The sequence below is a fragment of the Neisseria sicca genome (assembly GCF_014054945.1).
Taxonomy (GTDB): Bacteria; Pseudomonadota; Gammaproteobacteria; order Burkholderiales; family Neisseriaceae; genus Neisseria; species Neisseria sicca.
Genome location: NZ_CP059566.1, coordinates 38039 through 62145 on the forward strand (window position 1 = coordinate 38039; position 24107 = coordinate 62145).

A 24107-nucleotide genomic window follows, 5' to 3' on the forward strand; every position below is an offset into this window, starting at 1 on the left:
TTGTTTTCGGCTAGGGCAATATCAAAAGGTCGTCTGAAAATCGATTTGGGTTTTCAGACGACCTTTTATAGTGGATTACCTTTAAACCAGTACGGCGTTGCCTCGCCTTGTCGTACTATCTGTACTGTCTGCGGCTTCGTCGCCTTGTCCTGATTTAAATTTAATCCACTATAGTTTTTGGGGTTTACAGACCGAATAGGGCGGTGTCGCCTTTGCCTTGGCGGATGAGTTCCGTGCCGTCGGTCATGTCGATGACGGTGGTCGGCTCGGTGCCGCACCAGCCGCCGTCAATGACCAAATCGACGCTGTGTTCGAGACGGTCACGGATTTCGTAAGGGTCGGTCAGCGGCTCGTCGTCTTCGGGCAGCATCAGGGTACAACTGAGCAGCGGCTCGCCCAATTCCTGCAACAGGCTCAGGGCGATGGTATTGTCGGGAACGCGCAGGCCGATGGTTTTGCGTTTCGGGTGCAGCGTGCGGTTGGGCACTTCTTTGGTGGCCTGCAGGATGAAGGTGTAGCTGCCCGGGGTGGCGGCTTTGAGCTGGCGGAACTGGGCGTTATCGACTTTGGCGTAAGTGCCCAATTCGCTTAAATCGGCGCACATCAGGGTTAGGTGGTGTTTTAAGTCGATTTTGCGGATGGCGAGGATGCGTTCCATCGCGGCTTTGTCGCCGAGTTTGCAGCCGAGCGCGTAGCAGGAGTCGGTGGGGTACACGATGACTCCGCCGCTGCGGACGATGTCGGCGGCCTGTTTGATCAGGCGTTCCTGCGGGTTGTCAGGGTGGATGGCGAAGAATTGTGCCATGGCGCTTTTCCTTTTGGCAGTTTGTGTTGCGGATATTTTAAAACCGATGGTTTGAAATGACAAAAGGTCGTCTGAAAATACGGTTTCGGAACGGAAACTGCGTTTTCAGACGACCTTGTGTTTTGGATGCGAATCAGGGTTCGGGACGCAGCCACATCCAGACAGCGACGCAGCCGCAGCCCAATGTGGACGCCGCTCCTATCCACCATTTTTCGGGAAAGCGCCAAAACATGAAGATGCAGGATAGGCTCATCATGCTGATGGCGAAGATTTTGGCTTTGCGCGGGACGGCGCCGTTGTTTTCCCAGTTTTGCACCATGGGGCCGAAATAGCGGTGTTGGTGCAGCCAGCGGTGGAAACGGGGCGAAGCTCTTGCCCAGCAGGCGGCGGCAAGGATGATGAAGGGGGTGGTGGGCATAATCGGCAGAAAAATGCCGATGATGCCTAAGAGAAAGGAAACTGCGCCGCAAAAGATGAGTAAGTAGCGAATCATGTTGTTTTGTTGGAAATCTTATTCGGATGCTTTGGTTTTGCCGTGATCAAACGGGCAGCGGGGAATATCGAGTTTGTCCCAGCCTTCGTGTCCCATTTTTTCGAGCAGGGCGATATTGCGCTCGAAAATGGCGGAGGTATCGGGAAAGGCTTGTGCGGCTTTGGCGATGCTGTCTTCGCGGATGAGGTGCAGGGTGGGGTAGGGCGAGCGGTTGGTGTAGTTGCCGATGTCGTCTGAATCCGTGCCTTCAAATTGGAAATCGGGATGAAACGGGGCGATTTGGATAATGCCTTCCAAACCGTTGTCGACAACGGCGGCGTCGGCAATGTCGAGCATTTGGTTGAAAGTGTCGAAGTCGGGGAAAAGGGTCGGGTGGACAAGCAGGGTGGTTTCCAGCTCGTCGGCGGGCGTGTTGCCCAAAAGCTGCAATTCGCGGTCGAGGTCTTCGAGGAAACCGTCCAGATGGCGGGCTTGGCTGACGCTGATGCGCACGAGGTTTTTGACGTGCGGCGCTTTGGCGAAGGGGCAGAGATTGAGTCCGATGACGGCTTTTTCGAGCCATTGGCGGGTGTGGTCGGTTACGGTGGCGGAGTCAGGGGTAGTCATGCGGGAATTAGGATTTGATTTAATTAAAAATAGTTCTCAAGTATAGCATGAAATTCTCTGTTCTCAGGATATCGCCGTTAGGACGGAAAAAGGTCGTCTGAAAATGAAAACGCTGAGAAATACAGGGTTTACGTTTTCAGACGACCTTTGTGTTTTGTCTTTAATCGGGAATGAGGTGTCCCAGAGGCAGGGCGGTTGTGTTTTTGATTTCTTTCAACACGAAGCTAGACTGCGCGTCTTGTACGCCGTGGTGAGACAGGAGTGTGTCCAAAACGAAATGGGAAAACGAGTTCATATCGGTAAAAAACGCATGGAGCAGGTAGTCGGTTTCGCCGGTGAGGGCAAAGCAGCTCAATACTTCGGGCCATTCTTGCACCGATTGCGCAAAGTCTTCGCGCGCATCTTTTGCCTTGCTGATGGAAACGCGGATAAACGCCTGCAAGCCCAAATGGACGGCTGCGGGGGAGAGCAGGGCGGCATATTGGCGGATGATGCCCGCGTCTTCCAATTGCTTCAGGCGGCGCAGGCAGGGGGAGGGTGAAAGCGCGATCCGCTCGGATAATTCGACATTGGTCAATCTGCCGTTTTCTTGTAGGACTTGTAAGATTTTAAGGTCGGTTTTATCCAAGGTTATCGGTGTCATTTAGTTTGCTCCCTGTTGCTGTATAAGATGGAAATTAGTCGGATAGCGTTCGTGTGAACGTTCAGATTGACCAGTTAGGCAGAGTATATAACAAATAACATTTACTTAACATACAATCAACCAATGAAAAAGTATTTTTGAAAATAATCTGTGTTAAAAAGTATGGATGCAAACAAATTGATTTAATTTCCATCCCCGCAAACAGGCTTTAGCCAATCCGGACAAAACGAATGGCGACCATATAAAAGACGGCTTGCCCAAACCGCCTTTTCAAGCCATAATCGGGGCATGTGCAGGAGAGAGCTACATCAGGTTACATGTAGCCGCCGAAGGCGCAGATGCCCTTAAATCGCTCAGGCAACAGGGACTGCACATTGAAATAAAACATCTGGAGAGCGGTGCGCTCGCACCCACCGAAGGGGAGAAGGCCGTCTGAACCACCATTCAGACAACCGCGCAAAGCAGTGAGCAGACTGGTTTGCCATCAAGCGGGTATGCCGAAAATCTCAGGTTCAAGGACAGATAGGGTCTTCCGCGCATCTTGTGCGGACGGCATCTGAACAATAAATCCGGAGAAGCTGAGAATGACTGCCCTGAAAACCACCCCGTTTCACCAAGCCCATCAAGATGCAGGCGCGAAGCTGGTCGATTTTGCCGGCTGGGAGCTGCCCATCCATTATGGTTCGCAAATCGCCGAACACGAAGCTGTGCGCACCGACGCAGGTATGTTCGACGTATCCCACATGCTCGTTACCGATGTCGCCGGAGCGAACGCCAAAGCCTTTTTCCGCAAACTGATTGCCAACGACGTTGCCAAACTCGCCTTCGTCGGCAAAGCCCTTTATTCCGCGCTGCTCAACGACAACGGTGGTGTGATTGACGACTTGATCGTTTACCGCACCAACGAAGCCGAAACCCAATACCGCATCGTGTCCAACGGCGCGACCCGCGAAAAAGACACCGCCCAGTTTCACAAAGTCGGACAAGAATTCGGCGTCGCCTTCAACCCGCGCTACGACCTCGGTATGCTTGCCGTGCAAGGTCCTAAAGCCATCGAAAAACTCCTGACCGTCAAACCCGAATGGGCGGATGTCGTCCACAACCTCAAACCGTTCCAAGGCACGGATTTGGGCAACGACTGGTTTGTCGCCCGCACCGGTTACACCGGAGAAGACGGCGTCGAGGTCATCCTGCCCGGCACCGAAGCCGTCGCATTCTTCAAAGCCTTGCAACAAGCCGGCATACAGCCCTGCGGTCTCGGCGCGCGCGACACCCTGCGCATGGAAGCCGGCATGAACCTCTACGGCAACGATATGGACGACGACACCAGTCCGCTCGAAGCAGGCATGGGCTGGACGGTTGATTTGAAAGACGAAAACCGCGATTTCGTCGGCAAAGCCGCCTTGTTGGCATTGAAAGAAAAAGGCGTTGCCGTCAAACAAGTCGGTTTGCTGCTCGACAAAGGCGGCATCCTGCGCGCGCATATGGAAGTGTTGACCGATAAAGGCAAAGGCGAAACCACCAGCGGCGTATTCTCGCCCAGCCTGAAACAATCCATCGCCATCGCCCGCGTACCGAAAGATTTTGACGGCGATACCGCCAAAGTGCTGATGCGCGGCAAGGAAGTGGACGTGCGCGTATTGAAGCTGCCGTTTGTACGCAACGGACAGAAACAGTTTGATTGATGCGGTTTCAGACGACCTTTATTAAAATTAAGGTCGTCTGAAAGCAAACGTAAAACAGCCTGTCGATCATATCCGAAGGCTTCACCCTTTAAGCCAAAAAACCAATGGAGAATCAAACCATGAGCAACAACATCCCAGCCGAACTGAAATACGTTGCCAGCCACGAATGGCTGCGCCTTGAAGAAGACGGTACCGTTACCGTCGGCATTACCCACCATGCGCAAGAGTTGTTGGGCGACATCGTGTTCGTCGAGCTGCCCGAAGTCGGCGCGAACCTTGCCGCCGAAGAACAAGCCGGTGTGGTTGAGTCTGTGAAAGCCGCGTCCGACGTGTACGCGCCGATTGCAGGCGAAGTCGTCGCCGTCAACGAAGATTTGCCCAGCGCGCCGGAAACCGCCAACAGCGACCCTTACGGCGCAGGCTGGTTCTTCAAAATCAAACCAGCCAATCCTGCCGACTACGACGGCCTGCTGACTGCCGAGCAATACGCGGGCGAAGTGGATTGATTAAACTTGCGCGGCAGGCATTTTGCCGCGTTTCGATTGTGAAAGGTCGTCTGAAACCCTGTTTTAGGTTTTCAGACGACCTTTGTTTCGCTTGAACGATAAAACATGAATTACTGCGAATTTGTTGCCGCCCTCCCAAACGATACGGACAATCCGAACAAACATTACCACGATAAGCAATACGGTTTTCCGATTTCAGATGACAATGAATTGTTCGGACGGCTGGTGTTGGAAATCAATCAGGCGGGTTTGAGCTGGACGTTGATGCTGAAAAAACAACAGGCGTTTCGGGCTGCATTTAAAAATTTCGACATTGACACTGTCGCCGCATTCGACGAAGCCGACATCGAACGCCTGCTTGCCGACGCAGGCATCGTCCGCAACCGCCTGAAAATCAATGCCGCTATTTACAACGCCCGACAAATCAAAAGATTGCAGCAGAAATACGGCTCGTTCAAACACTGGCTCGATACGAACCATCCGCTCGATAAAGCCGAGTGGGTGAAGCTGTTTAAAAAACATTTCAAATTTGTCGGCGGCGAAATCGTCGGCGAATTTTTAATGAGTACCGGCTACCTGCCCGGCGCGCATATTGAAAGCTGTCCGGTTTATCAAGAAGTTTTAGAATGCCATCCAAAATGGGCAGAGGTCGTCTGAAAACGGGTTTTGAGGCAACTTGCTTTGCCGGTTTCAAAAATATAGTGGATTAACAAAAATCAGGACAAGGCGACGAAGCCGCAGACAGTACAGATAGTACGGAACCGATTCACTTGGTGCTTCAGCACCTTAGAGAATCGTTCTCTTTGAGCTAAGGCGAGGCAACGCCGTACTGGTTTAAAGTTAATCCACTATAACTATTTTCAGACGACCTTGAGGCAAACTTTGTCCTTTGAAATTCAGCTTTTCCATATTTTCTATGTCATAATCTTTTTAATCACGCCACAAGATAAATCATCAAACATAAAGAAAACAAAAAATGAACCTGTTCAAACCATCCGTTTTAACACTCTTGATGTTGCCCACTCTTCTGGCCGCAGGTTCCACCATGCCGGGCAAAAAACTGCCGCCTGTTGAAAAAATCTTAAAACGTCCGCAGGCAGCGAACCCGCAAGTGGTGGTTATTCCGACGCCTGACGGGCGTAAGGGCGGCGTGTTGCCGGTGTTGTCCGTCATTAATAAAAAAGGCAGGGTTGATGGCGCAGTGTGCCGAGATCAGTCGGCAGGAAAGGCATTGTGCAAAGCCGCATTGGCGCAGAAGCGTCCGAAGCGATATGAACCTGCTCAAACTTGCTCTGATCAAACCAATGCAAACGGCGAGGTGCGGAGCGTGTGTCAAAACGTTCCGTCTTATGCGGAACATATTTACTTGCTCTATGGGGAAAACGACAACTATGAAGGCGGTTTATATCGACGGGTGAACATTCCTTATCCTCCTGTAGCATGGGAAAATGGGGATGAGGGTGAGGTTATATTGGGGGGCGTAGTTTCGCCGGAGGGTAAATTGGAGAGCATCAAAGTGATAAAAAGATCAGGTTATAACATGTTGGATAATGCGGCAAGGAAAGGGGCAATGGGAGGCATCTTTTTACCTAACGTTAAAGATGGCAAACCTGTATGGATGGAATTTAGGATGCCTATCACTTTCCATCTTCAAGATCAAGATGTACAAAATTAACGCGGCAGCTTCCGTGATACTTTCAAGAATCAGAAACAAAATATGCTCACACGAAGAACATTCCTTACTTACGCAAGCGTTTTGCTGCTTGCAGCTTGCGGCAGTAAATCCGGCAAGAAGCAGACGAAAATTGCCGCAGGCAGTACCGTACTTGCTTTGGGCGATTCGCTCACCTACGGCTACGGCGCAGACCCTGCCGAATCCTATCCTGCGCAACTGCAAAAGCTGACCGGTTGGGACATCATCAATGGCGGCATTTCCGGCGATACCTCCGCACAAGCCCTGTCGCGCCTGCCCGCGCTGTTGCAACGCCAACCCAAGCTTGTGATTATCGGCATAGGCGGCAACGACTTCTTGCGTAAATTTCCCGAAGCTGAAACCCGTGCCAATATCGCCAAAATCATCGAAAGCGTGCAGAAGGAAAATATCCCCGCCGTCTTAGTGGGCGTACCGCACCTGAGCGTCGGCGCATTGTTCGGTCATTTGAGCGATCACCCGCTTTATCAGGAGCTTGCCGAACAATACAAAATTCCCTTGTTCGGCGACGCATGGTCTGAGATTTTGAGTGATGAAAAGTTGAAATCCGACCAAATACACGCCAACGCGGCGGGGTATAAGGCATTTGCGGAGAAGTTGGAGAAGTTTTTGCAGGAAGAGGGGTTTTTGTAGGAGTAAACGACGATTTTACCCAGGTTTGTTGTTTTCAGACGACCTTTTAAAAAAGAAAAGGGATATGAATTTTGTAGCGCGTGGGATAATTGTTTAGAGTAAATGCTTTTCGCATAGTTTACGAAGAAAGATTATGGAACATTCACCAGAAGAAGATTTCAACCCTTATCGGGCTTATACGTGCACCAATTTGATATGGGGGTTGCCACTGTTTATCGTTGCTTTTTGGCTGATTTTGTTTCTTTCCCCTATTCCGAGAACAGATATTTCCAACTTGCTGGGAGGGGTATTTTTATTTTTAATATTTACTTTTCCACTTTCTTTATTGATTGTGGGGCTGATCTTGCTGACCTCTTGTATTCCCGGCTATTTTGTCGGTTATACTGCTGAGAAGTTGAATTTGAAATGCAATAGGAAAGATAAGATAAAGGCGGCGGGTTTGACGGCATTTTATTATTGGATTTTCTCCTCTTTCATCCTCGTTCAGATGATTTCGCAGGACTTTTCTTTTTCGGCATTCGGGCTGTTCAGCCTGTATGTGGCCATCGTTGGTGCATTGTCTTCTGTCATACCGTCATATATACTGCCTAAATGCTAAAAAAGAGGTTGTAAGACGCTGATGAAATGGTTGAATGTTTTAGGTATTTGGTTGATGGCTATTCCTGAGTTTGTGGCAATTCTTTATGTTGTCGCTTATATTAATGATTTTCTGAGCAGTAATAGCGGAAATTGCGGAGTCGGCTGCCTCGGGGATTTGGTTGTTTTCTTTGAGATTGCCTTTTTTGGCAGTATTTTAATCAGCTTGATTTGGACAGTGATTTTCCTGAGAAAGTATGATAAACGCGATGAGAACGCTGATTGAAGCTTTTCAGACGACCTTCCTAATGCACGTCGTCTGAAAAACTAAATACCGCTCTTTTTCTACGTTCGTTTCTTACACGCAAAAAAATACCGGCAAAAGCCGGTATTTTTAAAATTTGGCGCGGCGGACGGGGCTCGAACCCGCGACCCCCGGCGTGACAGGCCGGTACTCTAACCAACTGAGCTACCACCGCGCATCATTGTTTTGCAACAATGAAAGGAAACATGGTGGGTGATGACGGAGTCGAACCGCCGACATTCTGCTTGTAAGGCAGACGCTCTACCAACTGAGCTAATCACCCGAAAATAAAAAATACCGACGAGGTCAGTATTTTTGAAATTTGGCGCGGCGGACGGGGCTCGAACCCGCGACCCCCGGCGTGACAGGCCGGTACTCTAACCAACTGAGCTACCACCGCGCATCATTGTTTTGCAACAATGAAAGGAAACTTGGTGGGTGATGACGGAGTCGAACCGCCGACATTCTGCTTGTAAGGCAGACGCTCTACCAACTGAGCTAATCACCCTTGTCGCTGCATTTGCGAAGACGCTATTAAATCAAAAAAGCATCCGCCGCGCAAGCTTTATTTTTCAGTGTATTAGGTATTTCCTTGCAAACTCCAGTTTTCAAAAGAAATAATTTCCTCCTGTCGACCTGCGACGACCAAAATATCATTCGGTTGAAGCTGGAAATCCAAGTCGGGGTTTTCTATCCTGCTTGTGTTTCGGCGGATAAATAGAAGTTTGATGCCTGCGTTATCCAAAGGCAAATCACGGATGGTCTTGCCGATGGCGTAGGCTTCGCCTGTCAGAGGGAAGGCGTGGCGGCATACCGATTTGCCTCCGTCGTCAAATCCATTTTCATCATCGCTACCGACAAACAAGCCTTCCAAAGAGGCGTAGCGGCTGTGTCGGATGTTGGCAATGGTTTGATAAACATGATTGAAGGTTGCGCCATTACCCAGCATGGCGTAGCTTGCCAGTACCAAGCTGGTTTCTTTGGTGTCGGATACGGCTTCTTCCGCGCCCATATCCGTGAAGGTTTTGACGTAATCGTCATTGGTTGCCCGAACATACACGGGCATGCTCGGATGCAGGGACATGATATTGTCGAGAACATGCTGGGTTTCGTGCATATTGTTCAGGGTAATGACCACCATTTTGGCGCGTTCCAAGCCTGCCGCTTCCAAGACTTCCCGCCGTTTGGCATCGCCGAACGAGACCGGTTCGCCGGCATTGCGCGCGACCTGAACCCTGGCGATATCCAGGTCGAGGGCGAAGTAGGGGATGTTTTCCTGAGCCAAGACGCGTCCGACGGTCTGACCGCCACGTCCGAAACCGATAATTAGGACGTGGTCGGATTTGCTCATGGTTTCTACCAACATACTGTGCAAATCCAATGCCTTCATATCCCAGCTTGATTTGACAAAACGGCTGACGATGGCATCGCTGCTGCCCAAGATGAATGGGGCGATAATCATGGACAACAGAATCGCTGCCGTAGCTGCCTGCTCCAGCTCGGGCGACACCATATTCATTTTGCTGGAGATGTTTAACATCACAAAACCGAATTCGCCGCCTTGTGCCAAGTAGAGGGCTGTTTTCAAGCTGTCTGCAATCGGATGCTTCATATGCAAGGCAATAAAAAAGACGACCAATGCTTTCAATACCAGCAGGATTGCCAGCAAAATCAGAATCTGCTGCCAGCCGCCGATTAAAGCCTGGATGTCCAGTTTCATGCCGACGGTGATAAAAAAGAAGCCGAGCAGGATGTCGCGGAACGGGCGGATGTCGTCTTCCACTTGGAAACGGTATTCCGTTTCCGAAAGCAGCATACCGGCGACGAATGCGCCCAATGCCATCGACAAGCCTTCCAGTTCGGTCAGATAAGCTACGCCCAAGGTTACCAGCAGGACGTTGATCATGAACAATTCAGACGACTTGCGTTTGGCGACCAGTCTGAACCAGCGAGACATCACCTTGCTGCCGACGACGAATAACACGCCCAGCGTGACCAGCATTTTCAATCCGGCAAGACCGAGCGCCGCCCCCAAGCTGCCTTCATCGCCCTTTCCTGACAACGCGGGAATCAGGATCATCAGCGGCACGACGGCAATATCCTGCATCAACAAGACACCCATCGCCATTTGACCGTGCGGCTGTCCCAATTCGGTTTTTTCGGACAGGATGCGGCTGACGATTGCCGTGGACGACATGGTCATCGCCCCGGCTGCGGCAAACGCCCAATTAAAGCTGACGCCCATCAACATCAAAATGCCGATAATCGACAACATGGTCACAATGACCTGCAAACCGCCCAAACCGAACACCAAGCGGCGCATGGCTTTGAGCTTGGGTAGGGAGAATTCGAGACCGATACTGAACATCAGGAATACGATACCGATTTCGCCCAGATAATCAGTAGCATGGCCTTGCGGAATCAGCTTCAACATACCCGGACCGGCGATAAAACCAACCAAAAGATAACCGAGCATGGAAGGAATGTTGAATTTACGGCAATAAATCACCGTAATGACGGAAACGAGGAGGACGATAACGATGGGTGCGAGGGAAAAAGTTTCGTGCATAGAGCGGGCGGCCTTTTATTTGGAAAACAAGTTATATTTTTGATAGGCCGTCTGAAAACACGCAGAGGGTGGTATCAACGGGTTATCTAAACGGATAGTCAAAATTATATCAAAAAATCTGTAAAGTAATGCTTTATATAGCCAAAAAAATGCTGTTCGAAATATTGGCAGTGGGATTTGGGTATCTGGTGGCGGGGCGATTGCTTCAGAGTGAATGAGTTTTAAATCAGGGGTGTATCGGCAACATGCAATAATTAGATAAGTTATTGTAAAGTTTTATCGGTTAAAAGGGTCGTCTGAAAACTTGATTTCAGACGACCCTTTTAGTGCTTAATGCGGTTTAAAACAAGCAAGATATGTTGCTTTACGAGTACATTCCGACGACTACTCTTTCTCCAGCGCATATATTACCGCCCTATGCGTCTCACCCGTCGGCTTGGAAAAGAAGTGTTCTTCAGTGTGATGAGGATAAAATCCGCATTTTTCCAGCACGCGTTGCGAAGGGGTATTTTCCTGATAAGCCACAGCCCAAAGCCGCACCAGAGACAATTCCTCAAAAGCATAGGCAACCACCGATTGCACCGCTTCGGTTGCATAACCCTTTCCCCAAAAATCCTCGCCCAGCCAATAACCTATTTCCGCTTCACGGTCGCTCATCGGCAGATTGCTGTCGTTTTGAAAAAGTAGGCCGATGCTGCCTATCGCTTGATTATCTTCCAAGCAAATGGCAAAACTATGCGGCTTGCGGAGGACGTGTTCAATAATTTCGCGGCTTTCCTCCACGCTGGTATGAGGAGGCCAGCCGCACATCGCTCCGATTTTAGGGGTGCGGGCTTGTTCGTACACCGATTCAGCATCGGTCAGCGTCCAAGAGCGGAGGATTAGGCGGACTGTTTTTAGTGTTTCCATGCTCAAAAATGCCTAATATTGTTTGGAAATTTTGTTGAAACGCTGCTTTCAGACGACCTTGGCAAAGTGCAGGCTGCTTCTGGTTTTGAATGTGCGAAAAGCAGCCTGCACTTTTGGTTTACAACCCCAACTCCCCCCAAATCTCATCAATCTTAGCCGTAACCGCGGGGTCTTTTTTGATTACCCGTCCCCATTCGCGGTCAGTTTCGCCCGGCCATTTGTTGGTCGCGTCCAAGCCCATTTTGCCGCCGAGCCCGCTGACGGGGCTGGCAAAGTCGAGATAGTCGATAGGCGTGTTTTCCATCAAAACGGTGTCGCGTACGGGGTCCATGCGCGTGGTGACCGCCCAGATGACTTCTTTCCAGTCGCGCACATTTACATCGTCATCCACCACGATGATGAATTTGGTGTACATAAACTGGCGCAGGAACGACCAGCAGCCCATCATCACGCGCTTGGCGTGTCCGGCATACTGTTTTTTCATGCTGACCACCGCCATGCGGTAGGAGCAGCCTTCGGGCGGCAGGTAGAAATCGGTGATTTCGGGAAACTGCTTTTGCAAGAGCGGTACGAACACTTCATTCAACGCCACGCCCAAAACGGCGGGTTCATCGGGCGGTTTGCCTGTGTAGGTCGAATGGTAAATCGGGTTTTCGCGCATGGTGATGCGTTCGACCGTGAACACGGGAAAATGGTCCTGCTCGTTGTAATAGCCCGTGTGATCGCCGTATGGGCCTTCCAACGCGGTTTCGTTCGGATGGATGACGCCTTCCAACACGATTTCTGCGCGGGCGGGCACTTGCAAATCGTTGCCGATACATTTCACCAGCTCCGTCCGCGAGCCACGCAGCAGTCCTGCAAACTGGTATTCACTCAAAGTATCGGGAACGGGTGTTACCGCGCCTAAAATAGTGGCGGGGTCGCAACCGAGCACGACGGCGACGGGATACGGCGTATCAGGATTGAGTTTGCGGAATTCCTGATAATCCAACGCGCCGCCGCGATGCGACAGCCAGCGCATAATCAGCTTGTTTTTGCCGATGAGTTGTTGGCGGTAAATGCCTAAATTTTGGCGTTTTTTGTGCGGTCCGCGCGTTACGGTCAAGCCCCACGTTACCAGCGGCGCAACGTCTTCCGGCCAGCAATACTGAATCGGAAGTTTATATAAATCAACGTCTTCGCCTTCCCACACGATTTCTTGACACGGCGCGTTTTTCACCACGTTCGGCGCCATGCTCCAAATGTCTTTCAGCAGCGGCAGTTTGGAAAATGCGTCTTTAATGCCTTTGGGCGGTTCGGGTTCTTTCAAATACGCCAGCGTCTGCCCGATTTCGCGCAGTTTGGACACGCTGTCCGCGCCCATGCCCATTGCCACGCGCTCGGGCGTACCGAACAGGTTCGCCAACACGGGATAATCGTAGCGCGTGCCGTCGGGCTTAATCGGGTGCTCAAACAGCAACGCCGGCCCTTCGGCGCGCAGCACGCGGTCGGCGATTTCGGTCATTTCCAAATGCGGGGAAACGGGATGCGCGACGCGTTTGAGTTTGCCTTGCTGCTCGAGCATAGCGATGAAGTCGCGTAGGTCTTTGTATTTCATGTTGATCCTTATTTGAGGTCGTCTGAAAACCGGACTTTGGATTTCAGACGACCTGAATCACAGATTGTAATATAGCTTCGGGGCATTCGCTGTTTTCGGCAAAAAAACAATATTCACTATATGGATTGTGAATACTGAACTTCCAGCCCTTGTAGCAGAAATCTATCCACGTTTCGCCTGTTATTTCATTAGAAACGAAGGCGGTAGGGGTCCGCCTAAGCGGCGGACAATTTGCCGCAGCAGGCTCGACGGCGGGCAGGTTTGCGGCAGTTGCAGGAACAGGCGGGAGCCGTCGGACATGGTTTCGTCCAATAGAGGGCGGTTTGCCATTTGGTCCTTAATAGTCTGCACCGAATGCCGCCTCTATCCTTGCCTGCGCTTCGGCATATTCTATGCCGTGATAAAAGTCGTGTACCAGCGGATGTTCGCTGCCTTGATGCATTTGCAGCAGGGGACGCCGGTTGTCGGACTGGGTAACGACATTGCAGTGCAGGCCGAAGGTGTCGGATTCATAAGGGGGCAGTCGGTTGCATATCCTGCCGAAATAAACGACGTTTTCCGGATTGTCGTGAAAGTCGCTTTGATAGTCGTTAAAACTCTTTTCACTGACGGATACCCACACACCGTATTCCAGCGTTTCCTCATGCCCGATAATCGGAATAAGCAGCACCGCGCGGATAAAGCGGTCGGTTTGGTCGGGATAGCGGATGATGCAGAAATCAGAATCGCATTCCGCTTGATAAGCAATGCGTTCTTCTTCACTGAGTTGGTTATAGGGATCGGGAGTGGCAAAGCAGAGCGCCGGCATGTCTTCATGTTTTTCGCCGCAGGAAGTGCAAGTGTACATGATGGATTCCTTTTGAGTTTTAGGCGGGACCGGTTTTCAGACGACCTTTTATAGTGGATTAACTTTAAACCAGTACGGCGTTGCCTCGCCTTGTCGTACTATCTGTACTGTCTGCGGCTTCGTCGCCTTGTCCTGATTTAAATTTAATCCACTATATAACTGGTTTGAAGTCCGGGTCGTCTGAAAAACAGGGCGCAGCCTATATTGCATTAGTGGTTTTTTCGGCTGTGGTTTTCAATGCCTTCTGCCACGGTGGCTAAAAAATCCAGATATTTCGGGTCTTCGTCCAGCCACGCTTCGTCGTCCAAACCCATGTAGGCGCGCATCAACTCGTCAGCGGCGCGTTCCATATTGCCCAATTCAAACTGCGCCTGTCCTAAACGCAAATGTAAAAACGGGTTGCCGATTGCGTCCGGGCAATACATGGCGTGGCTTAAATGCTCGTGCGCGGCGGCAAAATCGCCGCTCAAGAAATCCGCATCGCCGATGGCTGCCAGAATCCATGTTGCCGCTTCCCAGTCGGTTTTCGGTTCGGGCAACAAATCCCATGCCTGCCAATAAAGGTCGAGTGCCTCGGTGTATTGCCCGTCTTCCGCCAATGTGTCGCCTTGTTCGCAAAGCCGGCAAATGGTGTCGTAGGTTTGGTCGTTTAATTCGCTCATGGTTTATGTCCAATCGTAAGTAAATAGAACAAGTCTGCTGATCGGCTCGTACAGCATGACAATATTGTCTGCGCCATGGGAATAGGAATAGCCGCAAGCTGAGGCGATATGGTAAAAACGATTGCCATTGTGGGTAATGGTGACGTTCCCGTCTTCGTCTTGCGTCATTTTGTAAGCAGACGGGATGTCGTCTGAGGTTGACCAGTTGCTGCTTTCAATGCGTTCTCCACCCAAGCTGTTCAGAAATAATCCGTCATACTTGCTGAAATAGGGCTCTCCGTTGTAATCCCCTGTTTTTTCCTGAAATGCTTTTTTCTGTTCGGCATAGTTTTTCAGGTTTTCGGCAAAATATTTTTCCAAATACGGATCGGTCAGCAAATGTTTGTTGGCCGGACTGCGGAGAAAATAACGCTCGTCACCCAAAAATTCGTAACGGTTGTCTTCAGTCAAGCGGAATGAAAGCCAGTTAATCCCGATAAATTCATTATGGGCGAACTGCGTCAGCTCGCCGATTAAGCCGTCACCCGGTTCCTGCGGATTGATCAAATGCAGCGTTATGCCTTTCCATTCGGGATTGATTTCCACTAAGTCGATACTGATACAAGGCAGAAAATGTTCTTTCAACCATGGCTGCTTTTCGGAAAACACGGTTTCAGCTTCGGGAAATGCATGTAGGTTTTCATTTAGTTCATTAATAATTTCGCGATAATTCATGTTGTAGTCTTTATTGATGAGCGTTGGTTTATGTTGATGATGGATAAAGTTTAAATCCGAGGTCGGGGTCGTCTGAAAAACGGATTTTGGTTTTCAGACGACCTGAATCATAGACGGTTTATATGCAGCTGCCCAAGGCTTTCAGTTCTTTTTTAACCACTTGCTTTTGCTCGTTGGTTTGGATGGTCAAAGATAAGAAAAAAGCATCGCAAGGGCTGAATTTGGACCAATGTTTTTTTACGGGGAAATGGCCTTCGGGCAGGTTGGAACTGTAATAATGGTCAGGTTCTTGAAACGCCAGTTTTAATCCGTATTTGTTTTGCCAGTCGCGCAGTTGCGCTTCAGTTGCGCCGATTGGAAGGCTGTCCAGCCGCTGCTGCCACATTTGTTGGCTGCGTTCCAATCCTTGGCGGTCGTAATCAATACTAGAACCGCAAGCGGTAAGTGAAAGGCCGGTGATGAGCAATAATAGGGATGAGGCAAGGCGTACCATTTATGAATGTCCTTAGATGATGGTTTGAAACGATTGGCGTTCAGACGACCTTTTATGCTTTCGATTCATTCTGAGTCAGGGTCAATATTATTATCAAGAAAACGGCCTTTGTCAGCCATAAATATATTTTCTCATTTAAAATATGCATATTGAGCAATTGCTGAGGGAATAATATGGAAATACCTTCTATCAGATTTTTGAAGATTACTGCATGATTTTTTAACTATGTTTGGCGGCATAATGTAAAAAGGTCGTCTGAAAACCCAAATCCGTTTTCAGACGACCTTACAAGTGATACGAGGTATCTATAGTCAATTAAATTTAAAATAGGACAGTAACGCATCGTCAAATCGGGCGTAATCAGACAATACGGTTCGCAGATACCGCTTAATATTCGCCCACACCTTCTCAATCGGGTTGAGCTCAGGTGAATAAGGTGCAAGAGGCAATACCTTATGTCCCCATTTTTCCGCCATTTCCCGTAAGACACCCATACGGTGAAATCGTGCATTATCTAAAATAATCACCGATTTTTGAGTCAATGCGGGCAGTAGGCATTGCTGAAACCACGCTTCAAAAAAGACTCCGGTCATCGTATTTTGATAAACCATCGGAGCAATCAGCCGGTTGCCGACTTGTGCGGACACCAGAGATAAGCGTCGGTATCTTTTTCCACTTATCTGCGCTTTCACTATTTGCCCTTTCGGGCTGCGGGCATAGGGGCGGAACAGGTAGCGGTCAAATCCTGTTTCATCCAAATAAACACGTTGGTAGTCGGAAAATTCGGCCAGCTGTGTCAAATAATGCGTTACTTTGGCCGGATCTTGTTCTTTGTAAGTGGTGGTCTTTTTTTGCGCGTCATCCCCATCTGTTTGAGTGCATAGCAAACGGCGGCTGGCGTACAATCAAAATGTTTGGCGATTTCATGCAGATAGGCATCCGGGTGTTGCCCAACATATTGAGCCAGTTTTTGCCTATCCAATTTGACGGCATTTAGACCGGTAACTTGATGTTTTAGGCTGCCTGTTTGTTTTTTAAGGCGAATCCACAGGTAAAGCGTGTTTCTTGACAGGTTAAACGTTGCTGCGGTTTGGCTGATGTTTTTGCATTGTTCGTAATAGTTTAAAGCTTTGTTCCTTAAGTCCGCAGAGTATGCCATGGTTAGACCTTCAAAGTTGAGTATTGTACCATTTTGTTTTTAATTGACTATATATAGCCATCTCCTTTAATCAGAAACTTTTTAAAAACACAATTTCGGGAAACAATATGAACAAATTGAATGGACAACACGCCGTAGAAAACGCCCTATCCTCCGGCATGGGTTGCTTTATAAAGGGCACTTTGGTAGAAACGGAAGAAGGCTGGACGCCGATAGACGAACTGAAGGTGGGTGATTTGGTGATGTCTCGCCCTGAAAACGGCATCGGCGAGACCGTGCCCAAGCGGGTGGTGAATACCTTCCGTTATGAGGACAAGGAAGTAGTGATGCTGAAGTTTTCCCAATTCCCCGAAAGGAACGGGGGAGGGGCAACCCTAGTCGCTACCCCGAATCACCCGTTCTGCGTGTACGGCGTCATCACCAACCTGATTCTTGAGCATCTGGAGTTTGGCAAGCTCGGCGCCTATTGGAAGGGCTGCGATTACGACAGCAGCGATATGTTCAATGGACCGGACGGCTGGGAAAAATACGAAGCCCTGTGGGCATTTAAGCATACCCCCTATGAAATGCGGCTGTACGAACAGCCGGTGTGGAAGCGCGCCGACCAGCTTGAGCGCGGCGACGTGGTGTTGGGTTGTCGCAAATATTATGTGGTGGAGGATTACCGCCCGCTGTATGTCTACCGCGATACCGACCAGGCATGGGCACAGCCAACCAATCTGGCTTACGGCTGGAAAGAGTCGGATTTAGGCAACAGCTATGAGATGGTTCTAACTGACGAATCGCTGAATTCTCCGACATTGGATTGGGCGGATGTACCAAATGACGAGAACCTGCTGTATGTGGACGAGGACGGACAACGGCATTACCGCCCCTACCGCACCACGGTTTATAACATCGAGGTTGAGGATTACCACACCTACTGTGTGGATACAGGGGGAATTCTAGTGCACAACCAGAACTGCGGAGCAGCCGGGTGGATAGCCCGGTAATCCGCGACGGCGGGCAACCGTAACGCCGCTGTTTGCAACAAAGGTCGTCTGAAACTTTCAGACGACCTAATGAGCGGCAATGAATGGGGTATTTATCATAGCTATTTTTTCCAATCAGAAACTTTTAAAAACACAATTTCGGGAAACAATATGAACAAATTGAATGGACAACACGCTGTAGAAAACGCCCTATCCTCCGGCATGGGCGGCTTTATGAAGGGCGCCTTGGTAGAAACGGAAGAAGGCTGGACGCCGATAGACGAACTGAAGGTGGGCGATTTGGTGATGTCGCGCCCTGAAAACGGCATCGGCGAGGCCGTGCCCAAGCGGGTGGTGAACACCTTCCGTTATGAGGACAAGGAAGTGGTGATGCTGAAATTTTCTCAATTTCCTGAAAGAAGTGGAGGAGGTCGAATTTTAATAGCTACCCCAAACCACCCGTTCTGCGTGTACGGCGTGGTTACCAACCTGATTCTTGAGCATCCCCAATTCGGTAAGCTCGGTGCCTATTGGAAGGGCTGCGATTACGACGATGGTGAAGACGTGTTTGCCGGGGATGAAGGAAGGGCGAGATACGAAGCCCTGTGGGCATTTAAGCACACGCCCTATGAAATGCGGCTGTACGAACAACCGGTGTGGAAGCGCGCCGACCAGCTTGAGCGCGGAGACGTGGTGTTGGGTGTTCGTGATTATTATGTAGTAGAGGATTACCGCCCGCTGTATGCCTACCGCGATACCGATCAAGCATGGGCACAGCCAACCAATCTGGCTTACGGCTGGAAAGAGTCGGATTTAGGCAACAGCTATGAGATGGTTCTAACTGACGAATCGCTGAATTCTCCGACATTGGATTGGGCGGATGTACCAAATGACGAGAACCTGCTGTATGTGGACGAGGACGGACAACGGCATTACCGCCCCTACCGCACCACGGTTTATAACATCGAGGTTGAGGATTACCACACCTACTGTGTGGATACAGGGGGAATTCTAGTGCACAACCAGAACTGCGGAGCAGCCGGGTGGATAGCCCGGTAATCCGCGACGGCGGGCAACCGTAACGCCGCTGTTTGCAACAAAGGCCGTCTGAAATTTTCAGACGACCTTTTTGCTTTTCAAACCAACGGCGTCAAATATCCAACTCCGCCGTATCGCCTTCTCGTTCCATCCATGCGCGGCGGGCGGCGGCTTCTCCTTTGCCCATCAGTTTGACGAAGATGTCGCGTGTTTCGTCATCCGCGCCTTCGGGGATTTGTACCTGCAACAGGCGGCGGGTGTCGGGGTGCATGGTGGTGTCTTTGAGCTGGTCGGGGTTCATCTCGCCCAAGCCTTTGAAACGGCTGATGGAATAGGCGGTTTCTTTGACGCCTTCTTTTTGCAGCCGCTCCAAAATGCTGTCAAGTTCGTTTTGGTCGAGGGCGTAGAATTTGCGGGCAGGTTTGCTTTTGCCTTGTGCGTTGACATCGACGCGGAACAGCGGCGGCTGGGCGACGTAGATGTGTCCGTCGGCGACCAGTTTCGGGAAGTGGCGGTAGAACAGGGTCAACAGCAAAACTTGAATATGAGAGCCGTCCACGTCGGCATCGGACAGGATGGCGATTTTGCCGTAGCGCAGGCCGCTTAAGTCGGGATTGTCGTTGATGCCGTGCGGATCGACGCCGATGGCGACGGAAATGTCGTGGATTTCGGCGTTGCCGAAGAGTTGGTCGGGGTGGACTTCGAAGCTGTTGAGCACTTTGCCGCGCAGGGGCAGGATGGCTTGGGTGGCTTTGTCGCGGGCGAGTTTGGCGGAGCCGCCGGCGGAATCGCCTTCGACGAGGAAGAGTTCGTTTTCGCGGATGTCTTCGCTCTCGCAGTCGGTCAGTTTGCCGGGCAGGACGGCGACGCCGCTTCCTTTTTTCTTTTCGATTTTTTTAACCGAACGCATCCGCGCCTGTGCCTGACGGATGGCGAGTTCGGCGATTTTTTTGCCGAAGTCCACGTTTTGGTTCAGCCACAATTCCAAAGGGTCGCCCGATACGGCGGCGACGAGTTTCAACGCGTCGCGGTTGGTCAGCTTGTCTTTGGTCTGACCTTGGAACTGTGGATCGAGGACGCGGGCGGAGAGGACGAAGGCGGTTTTGCTGAACACGTCGTCGCTTTGCACTTTCACGCCGCGCGGTAAAAGGTTGTGCAGGTTGATGAAGTTGTTGACGGCGTTGAACACGGCTTGTTTCAAGCCTGCTTCGTGTGTGCCGCCCAGCGGGGTGGGGATGAGGTTGACGTAGCTTTCGTTGGCGCACGAGCCTTCTTCCAGCCAGGTCAGGGCAAACGCGGCGCCTTCGCCGATGCTGAAATCGCCGTTGTGGTCGTCTGAAATGTAGTTTTCGCAGGAGAACAGCGGCACGGCTTCCTGCGCGTCGGCAATCAGGTCGGTCAGATAGCTTTTCAGGCCGTCGGGGTAGTGCCAGGTTTGGGTATGCGCTTCGTCTTCGCCTTTGACCGGACGGGTCAGGGAAACGCGCACACCCGGCAGCAGCACGGCTTTGGCGCGTAGCAGGCGTTCGAGTTCGGGAATGCTGTAATTCGGGCTTTCAAAATATTTGCCGTCCGGCCAGACGCGTACTTCGGTGCCGCTGTCTTTGACGGCGCATTTGCCCACTTCCGCTAACGGTTCGACCACATCGCCACCGGCAAACACGATGCGGTGGATTTTGCCTTCGCGTTTGACGGTGACCTCAAGGCGGGTGGAGAGGGCGTTGGTGACGGATACGCCCACGCCGTGCAGGCCGCCTGAAAAGGCATACGCGCTGCCGCCGTCTTTTTTATTGAACTTACCGCCCGCGTGCAGACGGGTGAACACGAGTTCGACCACGGGCACGCCTTCGACAGGGTGCAGCCCGACGGGAATGCCGCGCCCGTTGTCGTGTACGGAAAGCGAACCGTCGTCGTGGATGCGCACGTCGATTTCAGTGGCGAAACCGCCCAACGCCTCGTCCGCCGCGTTATCGATGACTTCTTGGCAGATGTGGGTTGGGCTGTCGGTGCGGGTGTACATGCCGGGACGTTCTTTGACCGGCTCCAAGCCTTTGAGGACGGTGATGCTGGATTCGCTGTATTGGTTGTTTTTAGTCATAGGGGAAGAGGTCGTCTGAAAGGAAGAACAACGCTTTCAGACGACCTGAAAGCGTTGCGTTTCGTTATTTTATCGGTTGTCAAAAGGCAGGCGCGCGGTAAAGTCTTCGTAGCTTTCCATGCCGCGCAGGAAGCGGGAGGAGAGTTCTTTTAATGCCCCCAAGTAAACGTCGCGTTTAAAATCAATCACTTCGTCAACGGGAGCCCAATATTGGTGCCAACGCCAGCCGTCAAATTCAGGATGGTGGCAGGCACGCAGATTGATGTCGCTGTCGCGCCCGACCAGCCGCAAAAGATACCAAATCTGCTTCTGCCCGCGATACGAACCGCGCCATTCGCGGCGTACCCAGTGGCTCGGCACGTCGTAACGCAGCCAGTCGCGCGTGCGGCCGACGATTTTGATGTGTTGCGGCAGCAGCCCGACTTCTTCGTACAGCTCGCGGTACATGGCGGTTTCAGGGCTTTCGCCCGGCTTGATGCCGCCTTGTGGAAACTGCCACGAATGTTCGCGCACACGCTTGCCCCAAAAGACTTCGTTGCGGTTGTTGATTAAGATGATACCGACATTGGGGCGATAGCCTTCTCTGTCTAACACGGTGTCGCCCTTCGTTAAATTCAATCGTGCGATTTTCCCATAAATCGGGCGGGTTTGACAAATCGGAGGTTGTCTGGAAACTTGTTATGCCTGTTTTCAGACGACCTTTTTGGGGTTTTGAGGCGATGATAGGGAAATAGGGTGCGTGGTTTGACGAGATGCTTTTGAAGAACGGAATCTGTGGGTGAGATTTGAACTATGGATTTTTATTTTGTTTGGTTTGTCTGCGATTTAAGATGGATTTACATCGATGCGGGAAAGAGGGCGGGGCGGATGCTTTCTGCTTTCATTTGTGATGTTTTTGCCGATTGCTGTTTTGAACAATGCCTGCTGCAAACGAAAAGGTCGTCTGAAAACCGGGAAATAGGTTTTCAGACGACCTTTTTTTAAAGCGGATTACTCTTCACTTTGTGCTTCTTCTTTTTCAACGGTAACTTCAACGGCAACGGATTCGTCGCTCAAAGTGCCTTTGGTGGACGGGGTTTGTCCTGCCATACGAGGGTCGTATTCTGCCGCCATGCGCAGGGCGCGGCCGAAGGCTTTGAATACGGTTTCGGCTTGGTGGTGGGCATTGTGGCCGCTGAGGTTGTCGATGTGCAGGGTCATCATGCTGTGGTTGACGACACCGTGGAAGAATTCTTCAAACAGGTCAACGTCAAAACGTCCGATGAGGGCGCGGGTGAAGTCGATGTTGTACACGAGTCCGGGGCGGCCGGAGAGGTCGATGACAACGCGGCTCAAGGCTTCGTCGAGCGGGACGTAGGCATGGCCGTAGCGGCGGATGCCGGCTTTGCTGCCCAAGGCTTGTTTCAGGGCTTGTCCGAGTACGATGCCGATGTCTTCGACGGTGTGGTGGTCGTCGATGTGCAAATCGCCTTTGCAGGTGATGTCGAGGTCGATCATGCCGTGGCGGGCGACTTGGGCAAGCATATGCTCAAGGAAGGGTACGCCGGTGTCGAAACGGTATTGTCCGGTGCCGTCGAGGTTGAGGCTGAGGGTGATTTGGGTTTCGCTGGTGTTGCGGGTGATGCTGACTGCGCGGCCTTCTGCGGGCATATGGAATGCCGGTGCGGCGGCTGCGGCTGCTTGGGCGGCACGCTCTTGGCGGGCGGCTTCGGCGGCTGCGGCTTTTTCTCTGTCTTTGCTGTGGTCGCGGTTTAACCAGCCTTTGCGTTTGTGCATGCCGGCTTCGAGTTTGGCGGCAAGGCTGGGGCGGATGCCGCGCGCTTTTTCGTCTTCTGCCTGCTCTTCAAGGCGGCGTTTCAGCTGGGACAGGGATGCCGCGTTGTCGTAACCGCATTTGCGGGCAAGTTTGGTCAGTGAGCCTGCTTCTTCGACAAGCTGCAGGAAATTGGCAAGGTGGAGTTGAGTGATGGTCATAGGTTTACTCTCTGTGAGGTTTTAAAAAATCAGGCATAAAGCTTGCGGATAATGTCCAGTACGGCATCGTTTTGCTCGGGACTGCCGATGGTAATGCGGACGCACTGCGCCAAAAGCGGATGCGTGCCGTGGAGTTTCTTAATCAGGATGCGGTTTTCTTTAAGCGTGTTAAACAATGCGTCTGCATCGGGAACGCGCACGGTAATGAAATTCGCTTCGCTGGGGAAGGCTTTCAGACGACCCATGGCGGAAAATTCGTTGAAAACGCGTTCGCGTTCGGCTTTTAAAATATCGATGGTCGTCTGAATCGCGTCGTGGTGTTGCAGGGCGAATTTGGCGGTCGCCAAGCTTAATTGGTTCATATTGTAGGGCGGCAGGATTTTCGCCAGCTCGCCCATTACGGCGGGGCTTCCTGCCGCATAGCCGATGCGCAGTCCGGCAAAACCGATTTTGCTGATGGTGCGCATCACGACCAGATTTTCGATGCTGCCCGCCTGCGGCAGAAAACTGTCGCGGCTGAATGCGCCGTATGCTTCATCGACAACGACGATACCGCGCGCCGCGTGGATAATGGCTTCCACTTCTTCGCGGCGGAAGCATACGCCTGTCGGATTGTTCGGATAGGCGATGAAAATCAACGCGGGCTGATGTTTGTCGATGGCGGATAAAACGGCAGGCAAATCAAGCGTGAAATCTTCATTGAGCGGCACGCCGACATAATTCATACCGTACAGCTCGGCATTGTGCCGATACATTACAAAACTCGGTTCAACCGCAAGCATGGTCGCGCCGGATTGGGCAACAAGCAGGGTCATGAATTGGATTAACTCGTCCGAGCCGTTTCCTAAAGCGATGGCGGCAGCTTCAGGAATATCGAAGGCTTTTCTTAAAGTTTCCTGAAGCCCGCTGGCGGCGGGATTGGGGTAAAGATGAATCGGCGCTTGGGCAATCAGCCGCAGCCATTCGTTTGACAGCTCTGGGAAACGGGCAAACGGATGATACGGACTTTCCATCGCATCCAGCTTGATGAAGCCTTCGGGCAAGTCGGCAATTCGGTAGGCGGACATGGATTTGATGTCGTCGCGGATGAAGTCGGAGGCGGTTTTCATAGTTT

The 24107-nt window shown here is 51.3% G+C and carries 26 protein-coding genes, 4 tRNA genes, 1 pseudogene and 1 riboswitch; of the genes and pseudogenes, 9 read left to right on the plus strand and 22 right to left on the minus strand.

The genetic code is table 11. The features are described 5' to 3' along the window. Positions 1–68 precede the first annotated feature (68 nt). The 5 genes and pseudogenes from H3L95_RS00175 to H3L95_RS00195 form a co-directional block, all read right to left on the minus strand. A pseudogene (locus H3L95_RS00175) lies at positions 69–209 on the minus strand (IS5/IS1182 family transposase); the annotation flags it as partial. Beyond that, positions 185–805, minus strand: coding sequence for an L-threonylcarbamoyladenylate synthase (locus tag H3L95_RS00180; RefSeq protein WP_003759961.1), 621 nt, complete (start codon positions 803–805; stop codon positions 185–187). The pseudogene H3L95_RS00175 and the gene H3L95_RS00180, both read right to left, overlap by 25 nt. Before the next feature lie 133 nt (positions 806–938). Then, positions 939–1298 carry a YbaN family protein gene (locus H3L95_RS00185; RefSeq protein ID WP_003759957.1) on the minus strand — a complete coding sequence of 120 codons (360 nt, stop codon included), beginning with the start codon at positions 1296–1298 and terminating at the stop codon, positions 939–941. A gap of 18 nt (positions 1299–1316) precedes the next feature. Beyond that, the gene (locus H3L95_RS00190; RefSeq protein WP_040668812.1) at positions 1317–1904 is read right to left on the minus strand and encodes a DUF1415 domain-containing protein; all 588 of its coding nucleotides are present in this window, start codon (positions 1902–1904) and stop codon (positions 1317–1319) included. Between the two features lie 160 nt (positions 1905–2064). Beyond that, complete coding sequence (locus H3L95_RS00195; protein ID WP_003759951.1) at positions 2065–2547, minus strand: Lrp/AsnC family transcriptional regulator; 483 nt, start codon at positions 2545–2547, stop codon at positions 2065–2067. Positions 2548–2830: 283 nt separating this feature from the next. Then, positions 2831–2927: riboswitch (glycine riboswitch) on the plus strand. Between the two features lie 204 nt (positions 2928–3131). On the opposite strand from H3L95_RS00195, the gene gcvT reads away from it, so the two are divergent. From gcvT to H3L95_RS00230, 7 genes are all read left to right on the plus strand, one after another. Continuing rightward, the gene (gene gcvT / locus H3L95_RS00200) at positions 3132–4232 is read left to right on the plus strand and encodes a glycine cleavage system aminomethyltransferase GcvT (RefSeq protein WP_003759947.1); all 1101 of its coding nucleotides are present in this window, start codon (positions 3132–3134) and stop codon (positions 4230–4232) included. 119 nt (positions 4233–4351) lie between these two features. Then, on the plus strand, positions 4352–4738 hold the full coding sequence (gene gcvH, locus H3L95_RS00205; protein ID WP_019270281.1) for a glycine cleavage system protein GcvH: 387 nt from the start codon (positions 4352–4354) through the stop codon (positions 4736–4738). Positions 4739–4843: 105 nt separating this feature from the next. Continuing rightward, positions 4844–5395 (plus strand): DNA-3-methyladenine glycosylase I, encoded by a 552-nt coding sequence (locus tag H3L95_RS00210; RefSeq protein ID WP_003759942.1) that lies wholly within the window; start codon positions 4844–4846, stop codon positions 5393–5395. 319 nt (positions 5396–5714) lie between these two features. Next, entirely contained in the window at positions 5715–6413 is a 699-nt protein-coding gene (locus H3L95_RS00215; protein ID WP_003759940.1) for an energy transducer TonB, read from the plus strand. Positions 6414–6455: 42 nt separating this feature from the next. Then, the gene (locus tag H3L95_RS00220; protein ID WP_003759938.1) at positions 6456–7082 is read left to right on the plus strand and encodes an arylesterase; all 627 of its coding nucleotides are present in this window, start codon (positions 6456–6458) and stop codon (positions 7080–7082) included. Positions 7083–7215: 133 nt separating this feature from the next. Next, on the plus strand, positions 7216–7680 hold the full coding sequence (locus tag H3L95_RS00225; protein ID WP_003759936.1) for a hypothetical protein: 465 nt from the start codon (positions 7216–7218) through the stop codon (positions 7678–7680). A gap of 21 nt (positions 7681–7701) precedes the next feature. After that, positions 7702–7944: a hypothetical protein gene (locus tag H3L95_RS00230; protein ID WP_003759935.1), complete on the plus strand. Its 243-nt coding sequence runs from the start codon at positions 7702–7704 to the stop codon at positions 7942–7944. 116 nt (positions 7945–8060) lie between these two features. On the opposite strand, the gene H3L95_RS00235 is transcribed toward H3L95_RS00230, so the two are convergent. The 13 genes from H3L95_RS00235 to H3L95_RS00295 all read right to left on the minus strand — a co-directional run bounded on the left by H3L95_RS00235 (position 8061) and on the right by H3L95_RS00295 (position 16912). After that, positions 8061–8137, minus strand: a tRNA-Asp gene (locus H3L95_RS00235). Positions 8138–8169: 32 nt separating this feature from the next. Then, positions 8170–8245: transfer RNA gene (locus tag H3L95_RS00240), tRNA-Val, on the minus strand. 40 nt (positions 8246–8285) lie between these two features. Continuing rightward, a tRNA-Asp gene (locus tag H3L95_RS00245) sits at positions 8286–8362 on the minus strand. A 32-nt stretch (positions 8363–8394) separates the two neighbouring features. Next, a tRNA-Val gene (locus tag H3L95_RS00250) sits at positions 8395–8470 on the minus strand. A gap of 72 nt (positions 8471–8542) precedes the next feature. Further along, positions 8543–10531: a monovalent cation:proton antiporter family protein gene (locus H3L95_RS00255; RefSeq protein WP_003759933.1), complete on the minus strand. Its 1989-nt coding sequence runs from the start codon at positions 10529–10531 to the stop codon at positions 8543–8545. 384 nt (positions 10532–10915) lie between these two features. Then, complete coding sequence (locus H3L95_RS00260; RefSeq protein ID WP_003759932.1) at positions 10916–11440, minus strand: GNAT family N-acetyltransferase; 525 nt, start codon at positions 11438–11440, stop codon at positions 10916–10918. 118 nt (positions 11441–11558) lie between these two features. After that, the gene (gene ubiD / locus H3L95_RS00265) at positions 11559–13037 is read right to left on the minus strand and encodes a 4-hydroxy-3-polyprenylbenzoate decarboxylase (RefSeq protein WP_003759930.1); all 1479 of its coding nucleotides are present in this window, start codon (positions 13035–13037) and stop codon (positions 11559–11561) included. A gap of 180 nt (positions 13038–13217) precedes the next feature. Further along, the gene (locus H3L95_RS13695; RefSeq protein ID WP_003759928.1) at positions 13218–13367 is read right to left on the minus strand and encodes a hypothetical protein; all 150 of its coding nucleotides are present in this window, start codon (positions 13365–13367) and stop codon (positions 13218–13220) included. 7 nt (positions 13368–13374) lie between these two features. Then, entirely contained in the window at positions 13375–13884 is a 510-nt protein-coding gene (locus H3L95_RS00275; RefSeq protein WP_003759926.1) for a DUF2199 domain-containing protein, read from the minus strand. 209 nt (positions 13885–14093) lie between these two features. Further along, entirely contained in the window at positions 14094–14546 is a 453-nt protein-coding gene (locus tag H3L95_RS00280; RefSeq protein ID WP_003759923.1) for a tetratricopeptide repeat protein, read from the minus strand. Positions 14547–14549: 3 nt separating this feature from the next. Next, a complete protein-coding gene (locus H3L95_RS00285) occupies positions 14550–15260 on the minus strand; it encodes a hypothetical protein (protein WP_003759921.1) in 711 nt (236 codons plus the stop codon). Positions 15261–15378: 118 nt separating this feature from the next. Then, positions 15379–15753, minus strand: a complete 375-nt coding sequence (locus tag H3L95_RS00290) for a hypothetical protein (RefSeq protein WP_003759920.1) — start codon at positions 15751–15753, stop codon at positions 15379–15381. A 311-nt stretch (positions 15754–16064) separates the two neighbouring features. Beyond that, positions 16065–16912 (minus strand): IS630 family transposase gene (locus H3L95_RS00295; protein ID WP_182096179.1). Its coding sequence is split into 2 segments (ribosomal slippage): positions 16065–16597 and positions 16597–16912, totalling 849 coding nucleotides; the frame shifts between segments, so codons are not numbered across the junction. A gap of 107 nt (positions 16913–17019) precedes the next feature. On the opposite strand from H3L95_RS00295, the gene H3L95_RS00300 reads away from it, so the two are divergent. Beyond that, positions 17020–17904, plus strand: a complete 885-nt coding sequence (locus H3L95_RS00300; protein ID WP_003755001.1) for an intein-containing protein — start codon at positions 17020–17022, stop codon at positions 17902–17904. A gap of 69 nt (positions 17905–17973) precedes the next feature. Continuing rightward, positions 17974–18942, plus strand: coding sequence for an intein-containing protein (locus H3L95_RS00305; protein WP_259345822.1), 969 nt, complete (start codon positions 17974–17976; stop codon positions 18940–18942). Between the two features lie 91 nt (positions 18943–19033). Here the strand turns inward: H3L95_RS00305 and parE are convergent, their stop codons facing one another. The 4 genes from parE to hisC form a co-directional block, all read right to left on the minus strand. Further along, entirely contained in the window at positions 19034–21019 is a 1986-nt protein-coding gene (parE, locus tag H3L95_RS00310; protein ID WP_182096180.1) for a DNA topoisomerase IV subunit B, read from the minus strand. 69 nt (positions 21020–21088) lie between these two features. Beyond that, entirely contained in the window at positions 21089–21613 is a 525-nt protein-coding gene (locus H3L95_RS00315) for an RNA pyrophosphohydrolase (protein ID WP_003743450.1), read from the minus strand. Between the two features lie 396 nt (positions 21614–22009). Continuing rightward, on the minus strand, positions 22010–22993 hold the full coding sequence (hisB, locus tag H3L95_RS00320; protein WP_003755013.1) for an imidazoleglycerol-phosphate dehydratase HisB: 984 nt from the start codon (positions 22991–22993) through the stop codon (positions 22010–22012). Positions 22994–23022: 29 nt separating this feature from the next. Further along, positions 23023–24102, minus strand: a complete 1080-nt coding sequence (hisC, locus tag H3L95_RS00325) for a histidinol-phosphate transaminase (protein WP_003755015.1) — start codon at positions 24100–24102, stop codon at positions 23023–23025. Between the last annotated feature and the right edge of the window lie 5 nt (positions 24103–24107).

Coding starts and splice junctions, on each gene's coding strand:
- hisB (WP_003755013.1), bottom strand. CDS start 22,993: ATGACCATCACTCAACTCCACCTTGCCAATTTCCTGCAGCTTGTCGAA.
- H3L95_RS00190 (WP_040668812.1), bottom strand. CDS start 1,904: ATGACTACCCCTGACTCCGCCACCGTAACCGACCACACCCGCCAATGG.
- H3L95_RS00220 (WP_003759938.1), top strand. CDS start 6,456: ATGCTCACACGAAGAACATTCCTTACTTACGCAAGCGTTTTGCTGCTT.
- H3L95_RS00290 (WP_003759920.1), bottom strand. CDS start 15,753: ATGGTACGCCTTGCCTCATCCCTATTATTGCTCATCACCGGCCTTTCA.
- H3L95_RS00215 (WP_003759940.1), top strand. CDS start 5,715: ATGAACCTGTTCAAACCATCCGTTTTAACACTCTTGATGTTGCCCACT.
- gcvT (WP_003759947.1), top strand. CDS start 3,132: ATGACTGCCCTGAAAACCACCCCGTTTCACCAAGCCCATCAAGATGCA.
- H3L95_RS00275 (WP_003759926.1), bottom strand. CDS start 13,884: ATGTACACTTGCACTTCCTGCGGCGAAAAACATGAAGACATGCCGGCG.
- H3L95_RS00230 (WP_003759935.1), top strand. CDS start 7,702: ATGAAATGGTTGAATGTTTTAGGTATTTGGTTGATGGCTATTCCTGAG.
- H3L95_RS00195 (WP_003759951.1), bottom strand. CDS start 2,547: ATGACACCGATAACCTTGGATAAAACCGACCTTAAAATCTTACAAGTC.
- H3L95_RS00210 (WP_003759942.1), top strand. CDS start 4,844: ATGAATTACTGCGAATTTGTTGCCGCCCTCCCAAACGATACGGACAAT.
- H3L95_RS00305 (WP_259345822.1), top strand. CDS start 17,974: ATGAGCGGCAATGAATGGGGTATTTATCATAGCTATTTTTTCCAATCA.
- hisC (WP_003755015.1), bottom strand. CDS start 24,102: ATGAAAACCGCCTCCGACTTCATCCGCGACGACATCAAATCCATGTCC.
- H3L95_RS00225 (WP_003759936.1), top strand. CDS start 7,216: ATGGAACATTCACCAGAAGAAGATTTCAACCCTTATCGGGCTTATACG.
- H3L95_RS00255 (WP_003759933.1), bottom strand. CDS start 10,531: ATGCACGAAACTTTTTCCCTCGCACCCATCGTTATCGTCCTCCTCGTT.
- H3L95_RS00180 (WP_003759961.1), bottom strand. CDS start 805: ATGGCACAATTCTTCGCCATCCACCCTGACAACCCGCAGGAACGCCTG.
- H3L95_RS00300 (WP_003755001.1), top strand. CDS start 17,020: ATGAACAAATTGAATGGACAACACGCCGTAGAAAACGCCCTATCCTCC.
- H3L95_RS00260 (WP_003759932.1), bottom strand. CDS start 11,440: ATGGAAACACTAAAAACAGTCCGCCTAATCCTCCGCTCTTGGACGCTG.
- ubiD (WP_003759930.1), bottom strand. CDS start 13,037: ATGAAATACAAAGACCTACGCGACTTCATCGCTATGCTCGAGCAGCAA.
- H3L95_RS13695 (WP_003759928.1), bottom strand. CDS start 13,367: ATGGCAAACCGCCCTCTATTGGACGAAACCATGTCCGACGGCTCCCGC.
- gcvH (WP_019270281.1), top strand. CDS start 4,352: ATGAGCAACAACATCCCAGCCGAACTGAAATACGTTGCCAGCCACGAA.
- parE (WP_182096180.1), bottom strand. CDS start 21,019: ATGACTAAAAACAACCAATACAGCGAATCCAGCATCACCGTCCTCAAA.
- H3L95_RS00185 (WP_003759957.1), bottom strand. CDS start 1,298: ATGATTCGCTACTTACTCATCTTTTGCGGCGCAGTTTCCTTTCTCTTA.
- H3L95_RS00280 (WP_003759923.1), bottom strand. CDS start 14,546: ATGAGCGAATTAAACGACCAAACCTACGACACCATTTGCCGGCTTTGC.
- H3L95_RS00285 (WP_003759921.1), bottom strand. CDS start 15,260: ATGAATTATCGCGAAATTATTAATGAACTAAATGAAAACCTACATGCA.